Genomic DNA, 16550 nt, shown 5'->3' on the forward strand with positions numbered 1-16550 from the left:
CGACCTCTTCATATTTGAAGAAGAGTTAGAGGTCGTACAGTAACGGCCTCTGTACATTTTATTATGGAGTGAGTATATGCCAGACACTACAAGCGTGGTAGATACGCTGGATGAAAGAAAGCCATACATAGAGCTGAAGCAGGCAAACAAGTCAGGAGAACTTGCATGTGACAATACATCTATTGCCGGTGCAATGAGCCAGAGAGCCTGCGTATATTCCGGAGCACGTGTGGCACTTAATCCCGTAACCGATGCAGTCCACCTCGTGCACGGTCCTATAGGTTGTGCAAGTTACACCTGGGACATCAGAGGAAGCCTGTCAAGTGATAAGGAGACCTTCCGTACCAGTTTTTCAACTGATATGAAGGAGCTAGATGTTGTATTCGGTGGCGAGAAAAAACTCTCAAAGAGCATTGACGAACTGGTCGAATTATATAACCCACCTGTCATCTTTGTCTATTCAACCTGTATTGTCGGTATTATCGGCGACGACCTCCAAGCCATATGTAAGGAAGCCACAGAAAGAACAGGAATACCTGTGATCCCTGTCCAGTCAGAAGGATTCAAGGGTACCAAGTCCGATGGATATAAGGCAGCATGTCATGCACTTATGCAGCTTATCGGAACAAAGGAACCTGAAATTACATCTGAATACAGGATCAACATTCTTGGCGATTACAACGTAGCAGGAGACGTCTGGTTAGTAAAGCCCCTCTTTGAGAAGATGGGAATACAGGTCATTACTTCTATGACAGGAGATGCGACGGCAGATAGCATCTCAAAGGCACATGGAGCACAACTGAATCTGGTTCAGTGTTCAGGTTCCATGACATATCTCGCGAAGTGGATGAAGAAGGAATACGGGATTCCTTTCACAAAGGTCAGCTATTTTGGAATAGAAGACCTTTCAATAGCACTTAGGTCAACTGCTGAATTCTTCGGTTCAGAAGAAATGATGAACATTGCAGAAGAAATAATCGAGCAGGAAACAAACAGAATAATGCCTGAAATTCAGGAAATCAGAAGCAGACTTGAAGGGAAGACTGCAGCAATTTACATGGGCGGGGCGGCCAAGGCATTAACATTGATAAAGGGTTTCCGTGAACTCGGAATGGAAACCGTAATTATAGGAACACAAACCGGAAAGCGTGATGATTACAAGCAGATAAGTTACCAGGTAAAGGACGGAACCGTCATTGTAGATGATGCAAATGCTCTGGAACTTGCAGATCTTCTTGTAAGACAGAAGGCAGACCTCATGGTAGCAGGTGTCAAGGAAAGATTCCTAGCTTTCAAGCTTGGAGTAGCATTCTGTGACTTTAACCATGACAGGGTAATTGAGTTTGAAGGCTACGACGGATTCCTTAACTTTGCAAGGGAACTTGACACTACAGTCAACAGTCCTGTGTGGAGGTACGTAGGTAGCAAGATCGGAGACTCATGTACCGGTAAGAACGGGGCAGAAGAAACAACTGATTCAACTGCAAAGGCAGGAACAATCAAGAAGATCGATGGGGATAATAATATGCAGAAGATTAATCCCATTACATTACAGCAGGAGCCAGTGGCATGAGTGAACGTAACTATACCACTGTAAATCCATGTATCATGTGCCAGCCTATTGGCAGTGTAATGGCTTTTAAGGGAATCGAAGATTCAATGGTCCTCTTACATGGATCACAGGGTTGCAGTACCTACATGAGACTGCACCTTGCACACCATTTCAGAGAACCTGTGGACATCGGTTCAAGTTCACTGAGTGAGAAGGGAGCCGTGTATGGCGGAAGCGAGAACCTGAAGAAGGGACTTAAGAACCTCATACTACGTTACAACCCGAAGGTCATCGGTGTCTCTACAACATGTCTTGCAGAGACAATTGGAGATGACATATCTCGCATAATCAGTGAATTCAGAGAAGAAGAAGGCATTGGTGCTGAAAGGATTATTATTCCAGTGCCAACACCAAGCTACGAAGAGAGCCATAACAGCGGATACATAAAGGCTGTTGAGGCAATTGTCAAGACGTTCACAATGGATGAGTCAAAGAAGGCAATATTCAACAACAAGTTAAATGTTGTACTTTCAGAGAATATCTCACCTGAAGACACAAGGGAACTTAAGCATGTGTTTGATAGTATTGTGGGTCACAACTCATACATACTCCTCCCTGATATCTCTGAGACTTTTGATGCTCCTATGACAGGAGAACTTCATAAAATCCAGCCAGGAGGAACAACTCATGCCGATATTGCAGACATGAAGAACAGTGCTGCAACCATCGGACTGGGAATTACCAATGATAACAAAGCGGTCAACTACCTTGAGCAGACTTTTGATATCCCTTCGCAGAATCTGCCCCTCCCGATAGGACTTGAATACACTGACAGGGTTTTGGCCGCATTGTCTAATATATCAGGCGCAGAAATACCAGACGAGTTCCAGAAGGAACGCGGAAGGCTTATTGATGCTATGGTAGACTCTCACAAGTACGTTTATGGAACTAAGGTAGCCATCTATGGTGATCCTAATAACGTACTTGGAATGCTTTCACTTGCCCTTGAAAACGGAATGCACCCTATTCTTGTGGTTGCTTCCAGCAAGTCCCCAAGATTTGCAGAACAGGCAATGGAAAGAGTGAAGCAGGTTAAGCCTGACTGCGATGTTACAATCCTTGAAGATGTTGACTTTGATACCTTCAATGACGCTGTCAAGAAGGCAAAGCCACAGATGCTTATTGGAAACTCCAATGGAAAGTACATTGCAAAGGAGATGAACATCCCATTAATTAGATTCGGGTTCCCCATCCACGACAGAGTCGGTGCGCAGAGGATACTGACACTTGGATACAAGGGAGCAATGCGCATGCTTGACAGAATTACCAATACTATCCTCGAAGTCGAGGATACTGAATTAGCTGCGAAATGGTCTGAACCGGAAAGCTACGTTCCGCTCGGCGAAAGTGGCTTTCACTCCGCAGAAGCGTGAGGACTAAACAAAAAATGTGTAAAAAACGATGCAGGATAAAAAAACGTAAATCCTATCCTGCATTGACCCTTTTTTCTTTTTGAGATAATGTTATTAGTTCCAATTCCTGATTCACTAAAATCCAGAACCACTTTATCAGCACCCTCCCTCAATGTTGTCTGATCAGGAATTGCTGTAAGGATTGTACACACAGCAGTCCACTCATACTGATATTTGCTGATACTTTCAGACTTGTATGGATTATTAGTCACTTATTACACAGATTTAATTAAAAAAATAAAAATGAGAATTACCTTACCCACACAATCTGAGGTTCTTTTTTGGGTGGCTCTTCGGTTACCGTAACCTCATAGCCGAAAACAATAGGTGCAACCACCCTATAATCAGGAGTGATTCCAAGCTCATCCAGCAGCTCAGCGCTTTCCTGAACAAAACAGGCAGAACCTATCCAACAACTTCCGATTCCCATGGAATGAGCAGCAAGCATCATGTTCTCAGCACAAAGGGTACAATCATAGTCCGCAGTTATAGCTGCGTTATTTCCAAGGATTATAACCAGTACCGGAGCATCATAGAAAATGTTGAATTCTTCCATTGACAGGTATTTTTTCATTTCTTCTATACTTTCACCGGTAGCCTCTTCCAGTTTTTCCAGAAGACGTGGCTTACAATGATCTGAAATGCGCGTCATCATTTCACGGTTCTTAATCACAACAAAGAACCAGGGCTGACTGTTGAAAGCCGAAGGTGCATGGACACCTGCATCAATTATGGTTTTGATATCCTCATCACTTACATCCTCATCCACGTATTCACGAACGCTTCTTCTGGTCTTTATATTTTCAATTACAGAATTTTCTGTTACTCCCATTAATTCACTCCCCCTATTCCCTTTTCAATTCTTATTTTTAGATTCCAGGAACTCTTTCAGCGAGATCTGCATCAGGCTGTCGGGATTATCAACATCCTTATGTACATACATACCACACCAACAACGCTTCATCGCATCATAGTGTTCCCGGTGGAATGGAATACATGGACACACAAGTTTCATGTCATGTTCCCTTTCACCCGTAAGTCCCTGACAGGGACAGAACGGACTCCCTTTTTCTTTTTCGATGTTGACCTCCTGTTCAAGCAGGAATTCAACTAATTCCTCATCGGGACTGAACTTGTATCCCAGAGGGTCCACAACTTTTGAGAACCAGGTTCTCAGTTGCTCTTTACGCTTCTCGTTATCCATAGGAGATCAAAGCTCCAGTAATATAGTGTATTTATCAGGATTGTACCCAACCACAACCTCATCATCGATCTTCACAAACGGAAATGACATTTCAGACCCATGTGCAAGGCAATCCTCCTTTATGGCTTCCTTGGTCTTATCATCCGCTTTGTCATAATCGGTATATTCAAAAGGAATATCATGCTCCCTGAAGAATTTCTTTGCCCTCATACACCAAGGACAGGTGCTCAGGGTGTACATTACTACTTTCTTCATTTACCTGCACCTTCCTTCCTTAAATTTACAAAAACACCTTCTTCCATAATCCTGGTTTCATAGATAGGTACCCTGATCTCTTCTGCATCAAGGAATTTGCCTTCACGGACATCAAATCTCCAGTCATGACATGGACATTTGATCACGTATTCTTCAAGAGTTCCTTTTGAAAGAGGACACTCCATATGCGGACATTTGTTGGACATTGCGAAAAAGTCGTCATCGATCCTTAGAACAAGTAATTTGTTACCTTCAATAAGCAACGGCTTTTTTTCGCCGTTACCAAGATCGTCTTTCTTAATGGCGAATATCCAGTTATCTTCCTGTTTCATAGATATATTCCCGCTATCGCACAAGAACAGATATATTCCCGTCCTTAAGCTGTGTTTCATATACATTTACCTTAATTTTGTCTGATGCTACATATGCTCCTGTACGCAGATCAAAACTCCAGCTGTGACAGGGACATTTAATAGAATGATCCACAAGGATGCCTCCCTGAAGAGGACAATTCATGTGGGGACAACGATTCTCAATGGCAAATATTTCCCCGTCAATACGAATCAGGAGAAGCTTTGTATCTCCTGCTTCCACAGGTTTCATTTTGCCTTCTTTCACGTCATTCTCAGTTGCAGCTATCATCCATGAAGCCATCTGTACTCACCGTCATCCGGCATCTAAAGAAGGACAAGTATATTTCCGTCTTCGACTTTGTTCTCAAAGACTGAAAGTGATTCGTCCTCATCTCCGAGATACTTACCGGACCTTATGTCGTATTCCCAACCATGGCACGCACATTTGAGCACATATTCTTCACTGAAAGTACCTTTTGATAAACGACAGCCCATATGTTTACATTTCCCGAAAAGGGAATATACAGTATCATTCTTCCTGATAAGAAGTACAGGTGTCCCTTTTACCCTTGCAAACTCCATACTGCCTTCTTTAAGGTCATCGTCTTTCATAGCAAAGAACCATGATTTTTCCGGCATTTATATCTCCCATAAATAGTCAGGGATTCAAAAATATAAATAGTTGTCGTGAAATAGAAAATGTAGCAATACTTATGCATTGCTACTACTTCTATCCTGGAAATAACGATATTCCCTCCAGACAAGGAACATACTTATCATGGCAGCCATAAAATCAGATATTGGAAATGCCATCCACACTCCTGAAAGATCGAAGTAATATGGAAGAAGTATCACCAGAGGTATGAGGAACAATATCTGACGACACATTGACAGGAAGAATGATGGTCTTGCTCTGCCAAGTGACTGGAAGAACGTTGTTCCTATCACATTCAGACCTATCAAAGGACTTGCCAGTACCATTATTCTCAGAGCTGATGCTCCGCTGCTGATAAGGTCAGCATCTGTGCTGAACATGCTGAAGAACGTTCCCGGAAACAGAGACAGCAAAATAAAACCTGCCAGTCCGAAGAGGGTGGTGATCATCAATGATTTCTTAACAGATTCATTGACCCTGTCATAATTCTCTGCTCCGTAATTGTACCCGACAATTGGCTGCAAACCATGTGATATACCTATAATTGGCATTAGTATCAGCATTAACAATTTGATGGCTACACCAAATACAGCTATTGAAAGGTCTCCACCATAGACAGCAAGCACATTGTTCAGGACAAGCATCATGAAACTGTTTGATGCTCCCATGACAAATGAACCGAAACCAATAGTTGTTATATCTTTTATCAGGTCGAATTTCGGTGTGAAATTTGCCAGTTCAAGCTTAAGAGGGCTTTTGCCACTCATGTAGTAATATAACAGATAGATAGTACCTGCCAGTTGTGCAAGAACAGTTGCAAGAGCTGCACCCTTAACACCCATTCCAAATCCGAACATAAGTATTGCATCAAGGAAAATGTTCAGTACACCTGAAAAGACCATGTTGTTCATGGCAACTTTGGAATTGCCTTCTGCCCTTACAAGATTGTTAAGTACGAAACCAAATGTGAATGCCAGAGTTCCCTGCAATATGACAACAGCATATTCCTTTGCGTAGACAAGGTTATCAGCAGTTGCACCGAAGAGGTTCAGTATCGTATCTACATTGAAGAAGAACAAAATCTGGAAAATTATACTGAGTATCAATGTGTAGGAAAAAACATTTCCAAGAGTTCTTTCAGCTTTGTTGACATCTCTGGAGCCCAGCAGACGTGAAATTACCGAGGAACCACCAACACCTATGCCTATGGAGATAGCCATCATTAGCATCTGAAGTGGAAAAGCAACAGCAACTCCTGCAATACCGAGTACGCTCTGCTCACCAAGTGCTCTTCCTACAAAGAAGGTATCTACAAGGTTGTAGAATGCCTGGACAAGAAGCCCGATTATTGCCGGTGTGGCCAGTTGCCACAGAAGTTTATTGATCTTCTCGGTACCTAAAAACTCACTTTTTTCATTCATGATGTTATCCTGATATCAATATTTGTTTTTCATTCAATTAGAGGAATTTCTGTCAAATTCCTCAAGAGTATTTTTTGTTTTATCAAGGAGCTTTCTGAAAATACGCTCCTCTTCATCAGAGAAGTCTGAAAGCAAAATGCTATTCCATTCCTGAAGAGCAGCGTTTATCGCCGGAACGACTTCCCTGCCTTTCTCAGATATGAAAACCCGATATATACGCCTGTCATTCTTGTCCTTTTCACGATAGACATAGCCTTCTTTTTCAAGTGCCGTAATGACTCTGGTTGCCGTGGCTTTGCTAAACATAAGATAGCGTGCCAGACTTTCCTGAGAACAACCGTCTTTATGAGAGAGCGTCAGCAGGAATGCAAACATCGGACCTTTCAGGTTATACGATTCAAGCGCATTCTCGATGTAATGGTGATTGTGCGAAAAGATGTATGCGATCTTTGCACCGATTCTTTCAGACTGCTTCATATTATTCCCGTCTTAATTAGTTTCATGTGAAACTAATTAGTTTAACGTGAAACTAATATATAAGGCTAATCTATATGAAAAATAAAAAAAGGAGGAAATGCTCAGTTATAACTGGACGGTGCATCGTCCCAGTTATCAGGAGCATCCCCGGTACCTGAAGTTACGTCTATGAAATATTCATTGTTGTAATAGTACCATATTTCTATGACAGAGTATTCTTCATCCTGGAAGTAATCGAAGTCTATATCCTCATAGTCATCAGGGTAGATCACTTCTTTCTCATCGTCGTCATAGTATGGGCCTACTGTAGCATCCACAGGGAACCATTCTCCGTCCTCGTAGACCTCTATCCATGCGTGTCCGCCGGTACTGCCATCAAAGTTCACAAGACCTATGGCAACCCTTACTTCGCTCTCGTCATACTCGCCGGAGCCTATAAGCAATGATGCCAGAGTGTTAGCCTGATCTTCACAGTCACTAACAATCTCACCGGGAACAGGGTTTGAATCATAATCAGGAGTATCTTCAAGGAACTCTGTTGGAGTCAACCATTCTTCCTGCTGACCATTCAGGGTCATGTCAGATACCCATATCCACTCAACTGCAGCCTCATATATCTCATCCTCATCATCGAGGTCTTCATCATCAAGATAATCCTGAACCGCATCTGCATAAGGAGTCACATATTCCTGGAATTCAGAGACATCTGTCACCGAGAACGTATTCTCCTGCAGGAAATCCCTGAGTTGTTCCCTGTCAGTCATTTCCTGCTGTATTCTTGGAACAGGCTGCTGCATAGGAACATTCTGAGCAGGCATGTTAGAAGGAGCAGAATTCATTTCTCCCTGCTGACCCTGTTGTCTCATGTTCTGCATATTCTGCAAGTCCTGATTCTGCATGTTTTTCTGTGGGGCTTGTGGTGTTTGCACGTTTTGAGAACTCTGCATCTGACCCTGACTAAAGCCTAATCTCTGAGCCATATTGGAATTAAAGAACTGCTGGCTGGTCACATATATCTGCTGGGCTTTTGCCTGCATGCGACCTGAAACACCATCCTCTATGGAAACAGAAGAAAGAGACAGAGTCGCATCGTCATTTTCAGCAGCCACAGAATAGGCAGAGAACATAAGTATAAGTGCCACAAATGTAGACAATATCAGTTTCTTCATAGCATTTCACCTTACTTTTCCATACGATCCTCTATTCAATCATGTTCATTTGTTCTTACTTACCCCACTTATTCCTGAATATAGTAAAGGCATCATATGAAGCAAGAAGCCTCATATGAAGCCTGTCAATTCCCTTCAGGAGAGGAATCTTAAGTTTTGTTCATTCGTATCTCAGTGCATCGACCGGCTTCATCTTTGAAGCATTGTATGCCGGGATGATACCGGATACCACTCCAATGAGCACCGCAATGGAGATACCCAGTACCATCAGATATGGAGCAACGGTCATACCCATGGATGAACGCATCATGGATATTCCAAGGTACGGCATCAGCATTGTCAGCACAAGACTTAGCAATATGCCCAGCACACCTCCTACAAAGCCTACAAGTGCGGAGTTGAACAGGAATATCATAAGAATATCTCTGTTCTTAGCACCTATAGCCTTCATAGTTCCTATTTCCTTGGTCTTTTCCATTACGGACGTTAGCATCGTGTTCGCAATACCCACGGAACCCACAAGAAGTGAAACACCTGCTATGGCTCCCAGGAATATTGTCATGGATGACATCATCTCACTGGCAGATTCTGCCTGTGAAAGTGAATCTGAAACAGAGAAGTCCCTGTCATCTTCGTCCATGATACCCCTTGATAACATTAGACGTTCTTCGATATCTGCAACAACAGTTTCAACGTAATCAGTATCTGAAGCCTTTACGACAATAGTATCGTAAACATCATCTTCTGCGTCTTCTATGATCTCAACTGCTGCATCTATCGGCATGATGATCGCATTGTCACTTTCGTCTTCTGCCAGTATGCCTACAACCCTGTAAGATTTGCCTTCGATTGTTAACACACGGTTCAGGCCTACTTCATCGTCGAACATATCATGAGCTATACCATAACCTATGACCACGACATTATTGTCAGAGGCATCCAGCAATCTGCCGGATTCCAGCTCATAGGTCACTGTGTACTGCCAGACCTGTGGATCGACTCCTGTCACCGAAAGATCGGCGGTCTGACCCATGAAGTAAACTTCCAGACCACTGCCGGATATCTGCCCATAGGCGTAATCTATGTTCTCAACCGCTTTGAGGGCCTGTATATCCTTTTTGGTCAACTCCGGGTCATCGTCAGTAGAGGAAGAAGAACTTGACGATCCACCTGAACCCGGTGGACCTCCTCCTCCTGGCCCTCCCATTGATGCATGAGAATAACCAGGAGTGATCTGGATCAATGTCAGATCCATATCAGCAAACCTGTCTTCCATATCTGCAGCCATACTATCGCTCAGTGCCATAATGGTGACAACTGATCCTACACCGATGACGATACCTATTATAGTGAGCCAGCTTCTTATCTTGCTGTGAACCAGGATGTTAGTAGCAAGCTTGATATAGGTGCTTCGCCTCATTTTTATTCCTTCTTCAGTATCTTAGCCTTGAGATTTCTTAGCTCTACGTTGAGTGGAACATAGTTGCCTTCTTTCATCATCTTCTTCTTTCTGTAATTAAGTCCTACAACTACTACTACCAGTGCAACAGCACCATACAACAGGTAACTGTTAGAAGATGAGCTCTGGGATCCTGGTCCGCTGCCCATACCAGTTGCCGTTGTGCCACCGGTCAATTCCTCGATCTGAACTGCCTTTTCCACAATCTGTCTCTGACCTGCAGAGTCTGTGTATTCGATGTTGACAAGAAGCTGATTCTTTGCTGTAATTTCCTCCTCCATAGATGCCATGTCTTCCTGGGACATCTCACCAGGTGCAGCCATTGCTGTGCTATTTCCTGATGAAGATGGCATTGAGCTTGTCTGGGTTATTGAGAATGATGTGATGGTATAGTCACCTTTCTCAAGGTTACCAACAATTGTTGATGTACTGCCTGTAGCCTGGAAATTATCCTGTTCCGGTATTGATACCTTTACAGAGTAAGCTTCATTGTTGCCCACATTTGCAAGGGATAGGGAAACTTCTCCTGCGTCACTTTCAGAATAACTCAGATCAAAGTCAGTGGTTCCTCCTACGAAAAGGCCTGCCTTAGTTTCTATCACAGTCGCATCGGATTCATAATCCTCAAACTCAAGTGTGATATCAAGCTGGTACAATCCGGGATCTGCATCTACATCGGCCATCACAGAGTATACCACTGTAGCAGATTCACCGACATCCAGGGAATTTATGTACTTGGTATTAGAGGAATATACAGGCAAGATTGTGCCGGTTGATTCTTCCCATGAAACCGCCATATTCTGTAATGGTGATGAACCTGTATTGGTTATGACAAACTCAAGAGGTTCTACTGTTGCAACATCGATGCTTGAGTCACTTATAGTAACGATCTGAGCGTATTCCTTTCCCTGTACCTCTATCTCAAGAGTTGTTACTGAGCTGGAATCAGATTCACTGTCTTTCACTACCACATCTATATCATAGGTCCCGTCTGAGACATCGGAATCAACCTTAAGCTTGAATTTTAGATAAGTTGCATCATCTTCGTCCTGACGAGCTTCCATGTAGGATACTGTCTTGGACAATGATTCACCGGATACCTGACTGAACGGGTACTCGGCATCTAAAGATACAACGACATCAGAAAGATCATTGTTTCCCTCATTTTGTAAACTAAGTGTTATCTCTACGGTCTCGCCTGGCCTGGCAGGATAAGGACTCTGGGTTAAAAGATCCACGTTCACCCCTGATGCGCCTGCATCCAGGCTAGCTGCTGCTGCATTAGTTATTGGCAACAACAATACTAACATTAATAATAGAATTTTTCTCATTTTTATCACATTGCTTCACGCTTTATTATCTCTATATTATCAACCATTCCGTCTTTGATATGAACAACACGATCTGCATACTTTGTCAGCTCAGGATCGTGGGTAATCATTATGATAGTCTTGCCTTCTCTCTTGTGAAGGTCACTGAGGAATTCAAGAATGTAATTTCCAGTTTCACTATCGAGGTTACCAGTTGGCTCATCTGCAAGGATTACTTTAGGGTCTACTGCAAGGGATCTTGCTATGGCAACCCTCTGCCTCTGGCCTCCTGATAATTGTGAAGGGAGGTTGTATTTTTTATTTCCAAGACTTACCACATCAAGAAGCTCTTCTGCTCTTTTCCATGATTCATCAGGATCTATTTCCTGGAATTCTAAAGGCAGCATGACATTTTCGATAGTGTTTAAAGTAGGTAGTAAATTGAAGGTCTGGAAAATGAACCCAATTAACTGTCCCCTGATCTGGGCAAGTTCGGATTCTTTCATCTTGGCAATATCTTTGTTGTTGAGTTCAACAACTCCTTTGCTTGGAAGATCAAGGCAGCCCAGTAGGTTCATCATTGTACTCTTACCACTTCCACTTGGACCGAGGATTACTACAAATTCGCCATGCATGATCTCCAGATCAACTCCTTTTAGTGCCGCAAACTCGACCTCTCCCATTTTGTAGATCTTCCACACGTCAGTCAGACGCATGAGAGTATCAGGGGTGCTGTTTTTAGGCTGTTTTTCTTGTTCTGTATTATTGAGATTCTCGTCCATGATATACCTCAAATCATTCCCGTTTTTGATTATATATAATAAATTTAATAACTGCTATAGGATATAATGTTGCTTGCTAAATTATCATTATAAGTTGCCATTTTCCCCACAAGCTGCCGGAGAAATCCTGATCAAACGGCCTACTTGTTCGGAACTCAGTTTTTTACACAGAGAAGTTACTGCGTTTTCATGTCCGTTTGCTCCTTTCTGTTCAGCAGAATCGCCAGCATCTTTCTCTTCAAACATTACCTGAATATTATTAGTGTTCATAATTCATGCCTCTGTATCGGATAAGAGACACCTGGCGGATAGGTGACAGGTGTCTCTTATACGAGTGGGGGGGTTGTTGGTTGTTGGTACATTGGTGACATCAGGCTGGATGTGGTTGGGGTTGATGCCACCTTAGCTTGGGTGGTATGCCTGCCAGCTTAGTGCTGACAAGCAATCCCCAAATTCGTAGTTTTAAATAAAAGCATACTTATTTCAAAAAGAGTCAAAAATCGCCATAAATTACCAATGAAGCTTTATAGATGCCAAAATAGGAATTATATGGTTTACAGATATTGTAAAAACTTATCAAACAGAGAATACCACATTAATCTATATTTCAGACAAGATAAATGAATATTACACATAAAAGATAGTTTAAGAATAAACTGGAAAAATATGAGTATGATCTGAGATCATTGCATCAAAAAAGCATAACATTACTTCTCAGATTCCACAAGGAAAAGGACATTTCCACGTCCTTTCTTGAATTTCTGTATCTTACCCCTCTTCTCAAGGTCAAGAAGCATAAGGCTCACCTTGCCCTCAGAGTACTTCAGACGCTTTCGCATATCTTTCTGCGTCATCCTTCCACCCTGAGATGCCAGGATGTCCAGTATTTCCTGAAGGTCAGCAGGTACAGGCTCATCAGATAAATCCACTTCTTGAGATGTACCAGAAACAGACTCCTGCTCCTTAAGAACTGATTCTGATATCATGACAGAAGAAAAGACTTCCTCTGCAGGTTCCTTGATCTCTGGCTCAGGTTCTGCCAGTTCTACCGACTCCTGCTCTGGTTCCTGCACAACATCTGACACATGTGCAGTCTCGGTCTCAGTTTCCAATGCTTCCTTATAATACTGAACTTGTTTCTCTTCGGCCTTTGCAGGAACTTCCAATACATCATGATGAACTTCTTCCTTCTTTAAAGCAGCATGTTTTGGAGATAGCGGCTTTTGTTTCATCTGTGTTAGAAGTAGAACGAGAAGAACAATGATAAGCAGTATGGAACCATAAAGAAGAGAGTTACTGTTAGCACCTGATGAGGTTTCGGTGTCAGAAACTTCTGAACCGGTATCATTGGAGCTGGAATAGGAAGGGACCAGTAACAAATCAAGAACATAGCTTCCTTCTTCTGATACTGTTATTACATCCTCTGCGTAATAGGTCAGTTGATCGTTCTCATAATAACTTGCAGTTATCTGGTATGTACCATTTGCCAGTTCAAATGAATATACACCATACTGAGCCACCATGGACTGTGCCGGTGTTGAGTTTACCTCAATGATAGCATTGTCAAGAGGTTCAAATGTATTCCATTCATAGGCTACGCCATGAACTGTCGCAATATTAGCTGCTGATCCGATACCTGTCAGTGTCAGGATAATTGCAATACAACAGATGTAATATACTGATTTCATGTCACGCAACCCTGTCATTCATTGAAACGTTTCCCAACATCTATTCTTTCAAATATTGGAATCATCCATACATTTTCTTGCTCTTCTGATATACCGTTATCGAGATAATAAGTACCATTTCCTACAAGTTCAACATCACCCTGTCCGGTTGCAGTCAGGGTCATTATGTCTGCAACAATTGCGACAGTATAAGCCGAACCGGACATAGAAATATTTCCTGTCACATCAAGATATGATATCATTGCATGAGGCATTATCATATCATAAGATCCATCTTTATCAGGAGCAAACTCCTGCTTATAATCAGCCTCTGTATCAATTACAAGGTCACCACTAAAATCAACTACTGAGAATTTACCATCGGATAGGAAGAAATCCAGGTCAATGTCTCCTGATAGAATAGCAACTCCACTTCCTTTGGCGGTTAGTGTTGTGTTTGTGATATTAACAGAACCCGGAAGATATTTCTTAATCTCATCCAGTATTGGCTTGAGCCCTGAATTTGCCTTGATGATACTTTCCCGGGACTTATCCAGATACATCTGCTTTTCTGAATCAGAAGAGGCTGTCTTTGCCATTTCAAGATAAGACCTGGACTCTGATACAAGATATGAATAATCGGCTATCATGCCATTGAGCTCTGAAACATCTTCACCTTCATTCTCCAATTCATTACTTGCATTTTCAAGCCTTTGAACCATTGACTCGGATTTTTCAATATTATCTTCAAGAAAGCTTTCTTCATCCATTGCTGATAAAGAAAACATATGAGTTATCATGAAAAATTCTGTTGGAGGTGAATCCCTGTCCATAGAAGGAACGTAATTATTTCTGTGATCATCCAGTCGGTCATCTAAATACGAATGCACATCATCAGAATCAGCCAACCCTGAAATTACAACCATTAACATAAGGATAATCAATACTGTCAGGGGCATTTTATTCATTGATGATCACATCTTCAGGGGTTACTAACTATAAATACGTATACCTAATTTCACAAAGGTAACAGATATCATCTGCCTTAAACGTTTTCTCTGTTTTAATTGAATGTATTTATATACATAAATAGTTGTGCGCCAATTTCAGGGGATGGAACATAAAAACGACAAAATCAGGCCTGATTAAATATTAACAATATATAAAACATATAAAAAATGGTTCGGGCCGATAAAGCAGAAAACGGCCGGAATACCATAAAACAAACAAGCAAAGATTAAGCAAGCAAAGAAGAAATAAATCACCAAATGAAATCCTTCTTTACTGAAATGTTATTATGATGACATCTGAAATCATCAATATCCTTAAAGCCATAATCACATGAGAATGACTCAGAGCTTTCGTGCAGCTTATCAGAGTTAAGCTGCCTTATACGACCGGATGCAACATATATCTCGTCGGGATAAATGACCTGGGAACGAGTTGCTTCCTGAAGCCTTGAGTCAATGAATTGCTTTAAGGTATCTTTTATATCAGACAGAATATCACCATTTTTACTCCGTATCGGTTAAGAGATGCCCCGGATAGGATGGACATCTCTTAAGCGGAGGGGGTTGTTGGTACAGTGGTGGCACCTTAGGCTGGATGTGGTTGGGGGTTAGGTGCCACCTAAGTGGGGTGGTACCCTCCAACGTATTAGTTGTCGGGTAATTCATCAATTGGTAATTTTAAATAAAAGCATACTTACAAGAAAAAGGATTTATTCAGTACAACCATGATTCTAAGCTTTATAGAGACATCAAATACAAAAATATACCATAATGCAGCTTTTAACACTTATTGGGATTTTTAAGAACCTTTAAAAATGTATAATCACTCTATTGTCACTGATTATTTCCAAAGAGAATCTTTTCATTGCGGTGCAAAGGTAAGAAAGTAAGTGACAAAAGGATAAAAAGAAGAAAAAGAAACTAAGAAAATAGCTAACTAAATGCTTGCATCATTGCAGATCCCATATCATCTTTCATGTCCGGTCAGAAACAGGATATTACCGCGCCCTTTTTTTACTTTCCTTATCAGGCCTCTTTTTTCAAGGTCCACCAGAATAGTACTCGCCTTACCCTCTGAGTAACTCAAATATCTGCGCAGCTCTTTCTGTGAAATTGTTCCACCGGCAGAACGAATAATATCCAGTATTTCCTGATGATCAGAACTCATATCCATCAATGACTGGTTTCTTGCAATTGGCTGAATCCTGTTACCATGAAAAGGAGTATGCGAATTTCCTTTAGCCGCCTTATTTGAAAAGCCATTAGGAACATTTTTTTTGTTTACACTCTCAGGATTACTGCTTCCCGGACCTCTTACTTTGAAGAATAACGAAACCAGCAATAACAGAACTATTAGCACAAATAATATTAAGAGATGAGATGAAGACATGGAATAAACATAGCTGGCAGGTTCCTCTGTACTATTATTCAAATATGAAGGAACCAGAAGTAGATCCACAACATAATTTCCCTCATCTGTAATTGTGATATTTTCCTCATCATAGCAGGTAAGATCACCATTTACGTAATAACTTGCAGTGATACAATAACTGCCTTCGGGTAGCTCAAAAGAATACATACCATATTTTGCAACAATGGATTGTATTGGAGTGGAATTAACCTCGATTATAACATTATCAAGGGGACTAAGGGTACTCCATTCATAAGCAACCCCATGCACGGTTGCAGTTTCTGATGCAGCCGCGATGGTTGACAAAAGAAGAAGGATGGTAATGCAACCTGTACAGGATGTAATTTTCATTT

The 16550-nt window shown here is 41.7% G+C and carries 18 protein-coding genes; 2 read left to right on the forward strand and 16 right to left on the reverse strand.

The features are described 5' to 3' along the window. The first annotated feature begins 76 nt into the window (after window positions 1-76). Window positions 77-1573 carry a nitrogenase iron-molybdenum cofactor biosynthesis protein NifE gene (gene nifE, locus RE474_RS04840; RefSeq protein WP_309311848.1) on the forward strand — a complete coding sequence of 499 codons (1497 nt, stop codon included), beginning with the start codon at window positions 77-79 and terminating at the stop codon, window positions 1571-1573. After that, window positions 1570-2985, forward strand: coding sequence for a nitrogenase component 1 (locus RE474_RS04845; RefSeq protein WP_309311849.1), 1416 nt, complete (start codon window positions 1570-1572; stop codon window positions 2983-2985). The genes nifE and RE474_RS04845 overlap by 4 nt, the downstream gene beginning before the upstream one ends. Before the next feature lie 289 nt (window positions 2986-3274). On the opposite strand, the gene RE474_RS04850 is transcribed toward RE474_RS04845, so the two are convergent. The 16 genes from RE474_RS04850 to RE474_RS04925 form a co-directional block, all read right to left on the reverse strand. Beyond that, window positions 3275-3856 carry a nitroreductase family protein gene (locus tag RE474_RS04850; RefSeq protein WP_309311850.1) on the reverse strand — a complete coding sequence of 194 codons (582 nt, stop codon included), beginning with the start codon at window positions 3854-3856 and terminating at the stop codon, window positions 3275-3277. 24 nt (window positions 3857-3880) lie between these two features. Beyond that, entirely contained in the window at window positions 3881-4228 is a 348-nt protein-coding gene (locus RE474_RS04855) for a ferredoxin-thioredoxin reductase catalytic domain-containing protein (RefSeq protein ID WP_309311851.1), read from the reverse strand. A 6-nt stretch (window positions 4229-4234) separates the two neighbouring features. Continuing rightward, window positions 4235-4483, reverse strand: coding sequence for a glutaredoxin family protein (locus RE474_RS04860; RefSeq protein WP_309311852.1), 249 nt, complete (start codon window positions 4481-4483; stop codon window positions 4235-4237). Further along, window positions 4480-4815, reverse strand: a complete 336-nt coding sequence (locus RE474_RS04865) for a Rieske (2Fe-2S) protein (RefSeq protein ID WP_309311853.1) — start codon at window positions 4813-4815, stop codon at window positions 4480-4482. The genes RE474_RS04860 and RE474_RS04865 overlap by 4 nt, the downstream gene beginning before the upstream one ends. Window positions 4816-4828: 13 nt before the next feature. Then, a complete protein-coding gene (locus RE474_RS04870; RefSeq protein WP_309311854.1) occupies window positions 4829-5137 on the reverse strand; it encodes a Rieske (2Fe-2S) protein in 309 nt (102 codons plus the stop codon). A 23-nt stretch (window positions 5138-5160) separates the two neighbouring features. Then, window positions 5161-5475 (reverse strand): Rieske (2Fe-2S) protein, encoded by a 315-nt coding sequence (locus tag RE474_RS04875; RefSeq protein ID WP_309311855.1) that lies wholly within the window; start codon window positions 5473-5475, stop codon window positions 5161-5163. A 72-nt stretch (window positions 5476-5547) separates the two neighbouring features. Then, window positions 5548-6912 carry an MATE family efflux transporter gene (locus tag RE474_RS04880; protein ID WP_309311856.1) on the reverse strand — a complete coding sequence of 455 codons (1365 nt, stop codon included), beginning with the start codon at window positions 6910-6912 and terminating at the stop codon, window positions 5548-5550. A gap of 33 nt (window positions 6913-6945) precedes the next feature. Continuing rightward, a complete protein-coding gene (locus tag RE474_RS04885; RefSeq protein ID WP_309311857.1) occupies window positions 6946-7389 on the reverse strand; it encodes a MarR family winged helix-turn-helix transcriptional regulator in 444 nt (147 codons plus the stop codon). Between the two features lie 101 nt (window positions 7390-7490). Next, window positions 7491-8558, reverse strand: coding sequence for a transglutaminase domain-containing protein (locus RE474_RS04890; protein WP_309311858.1), 1068 nt, complete (start codon window positions 8556-8558; stop codon window positions 7491-7493). A 160-nt stretch (window positions 8559-8718) separates the two neighbouring features. Further along, the gene (locus RE474_RS04895) at window positions 8719-9978 is read right to left on the reverse strand and encodes an ABC transporter permease (RefSeq protein WP_309311859.1); all 1260 of its coding nucleotides are present in this window, start codon (window positions 9976-9978) and stop codon (window positions 8719-8721) included. A gap of 2 nt (window positions 9979-9980) precedes the next feature. Next, window positions 9981-11327 carry a COG1361 S-layer family protein gene (locus RE474_RS04900; RefSeq protein WP_309311860.1) on the reverse strand — a complete coding sequence of 449 codons (1347 nt, stop codon included), beginning with the start codon at window positions 11325-11327 and terminating at the stop codon, window positions 9981-9983. 26 nt (window positions 11328-11353) lie between these two features. Next, window positions 11354-12109, reverse strand: coding sequence for an ABC transporter ATP-binding protein (locus RE474_RS04905; protein ID WP_309311861.1), 756 nt, complete (start codon window positions 12107-12109; stop codon window positions 11354-11356). 87 nt (window positions 12110-12196) lie between these two features. Continuing rightward, complete coding sequence (locus tag RE474_RS04910) at window positions 12197-12379, reverse strand: hypothetical protein (protein ID WP_309311862.1); 183 nt, start codon at window positions 12377-12379, stop codon at window positions 12197-12199. Window positions 12380-12816: 437 nt separating this feature from the next. Beyond that, window positions 12817-13797, reverse strand: a complete 981-nt coding sequence (locus tag RE474_RS04915) for a helix-turn-helix transcriptional regulator (RefSeq protein WP_309311863.1) — start codon at window positions 13795-13797, stop codon at window positions 12817-12819. A 14-nt stretch (window positions 13798-13811) separates the two neighbouring features. Continuing rightward, complete coding sequence (locus tag RE474_RS04920; protein WP_309311864.1) at window positions 13812-14744, reverse strand: hypothetical protein; 933 nt, start codon at window positions 14742-14744, stop codon at window positions 13812-13814. A gap of 1009 nt (window positions 14745-15753) precedes the next feature. Then, the gene (locus RE474_RS04925) at window positions 15754-16548 is read right to left on the reverse strand and encodes a helix-turn-helix transcriptional regulator (RefSeq protein ID WP_309311865.1); all 795 of its coding nucleotides are present in this window, start codon (window positions 16546-16548) and stop codon (window positions 15754-15756) included. Between the last annotated feature and the right edge of the window lie 2 nt (window positions 16549-16550).

The sequence above is a fragment of the Methanolobus sediminis genome, from assembly GCF_031312595.1.
GTDB lineage: Archaea > Halobacteriota > Methanosarcinia > Methanosarcinales > Methanosarcinaceae > Methanolobus > Methanolobus sediminis.

Coding starts and splice junctions, on each gene's coding strand:
- RE474_RS04905 (WP_309311861.1), bottom strand. CDS start 12,109: ATGGACGAGAATCTCAATAATACAGAACAAGAAAAACAGCCTAAAAAC.
- RE474_RS04915 (WP_309311863.1), bottom strand. CDS start 13,797: ATGAAATCAGTATATTACATCTGTTGTATTGCAATTATCCTGACACTG.
- RE474_RS04855 (WP_309311851.1), bottom strand. CDS start 4,228: ATGGATAACGAGAAGCGTAAAGAGCAACTGAGAACCTGGTTCTCAAAA.
- RE474_RS04870 (WP_309311854.1), bottom strand. CDS start 5,137: ATGGCTTCATGGATGATAGCTGCAACTGAGAATGACGTGAAAGAAGGC.
- RE474_RS04910 (WP_309311862.1), bottom strand. CDS start 12,379: ATGAACACTAATAATATTCAGGTAATGTTTGAAGAGAAAGATGCTGGC.
- RE474_RS04845 (WP_309311849.1), top strand. CDS start 1,570: ATGAGTGAACGTAACTATACCACTGTAAATCCATGTATCATGTGCCAG.
- RE474_RS04890 (WP_309311858.1), bottom strand. CDS start 8,558: ATGAAGAAACTGATATTGTCTACATTTGTGGCACTTATACTTATGTTC.
- RE474_RS04895 (WP_309311859.1), bottom strand. CDS start 9,978: ATGAGGCGAAGCACCTATATCAAGCTTGCTACTAACATCCTGGTTCAC.
- RE474_RS04865 (WP_309311853.1), bottom strand. CDS start 4,815: ATGAAACAGGAAGATAACTGGATATTCGCCATTAAGAAAGACGATCTT.
- RE474_RS04885 (WP_309311857.1), bottom strand. CDS start 7,389: ATGAAGCAGTCTGAAAGAATCGGTGCAAAGATCGCATACATCTTTTCG.
- nifE (WP_309311848.1), top strand. CDS start 77: ATGCCAGACACTACAAGCGTGGTAGATACGCTGGATGAAAGAAAGCCA.
- RE474_RS04920 (WP_309311864.1), bottom strand. CDS start 14,744: ATGAATAAAATGCCCCTGACAGTATTGATTATCCTTATGTTAATGGTT.
- RE474_RS04850 (WP_309311850.1), bottom strand. CDS start 3,856: ATGGGAGTAACAGAAAATTCTGTAATTGAAAATATAAAGACCAGAAGA.
- RE474_RS04900 (WP_309311860.1), bottom strand. CDS start 11,327: ATGTTAGTATTGTTGTTGCCAATAACTAATGCAGCAGCAGCTAGCCTG.
- RE474_RS04860 (WP_309311852.1), bottom strand. CDS start 4,483: ATGAAGAAAGTAGTAATGTACACCCTGAGCACCTGTCCTTGGTGTATG.
- RE474_RS04880 (WP_309311856.1), bottom strand. CDS start 6,912: ATGAATGAAAAAAGTGAGTTTTTAGGTACCGAGAAGATCAATAAACTT.
- RE474_RS04925 (WP_309311865.1), bottom strand. CDS start 16,548: ATGAAAATTACATCCTGTACAGGTTGCATTACCATCCTTCTTCTTTTG.
- RE474_RS04875 (WP_309311855.1), bottom strand. CDS start 5,475: ATGCCGGAAAAATCATGGTTCTTTGCTATGAAAGACGATGACCTTAAA.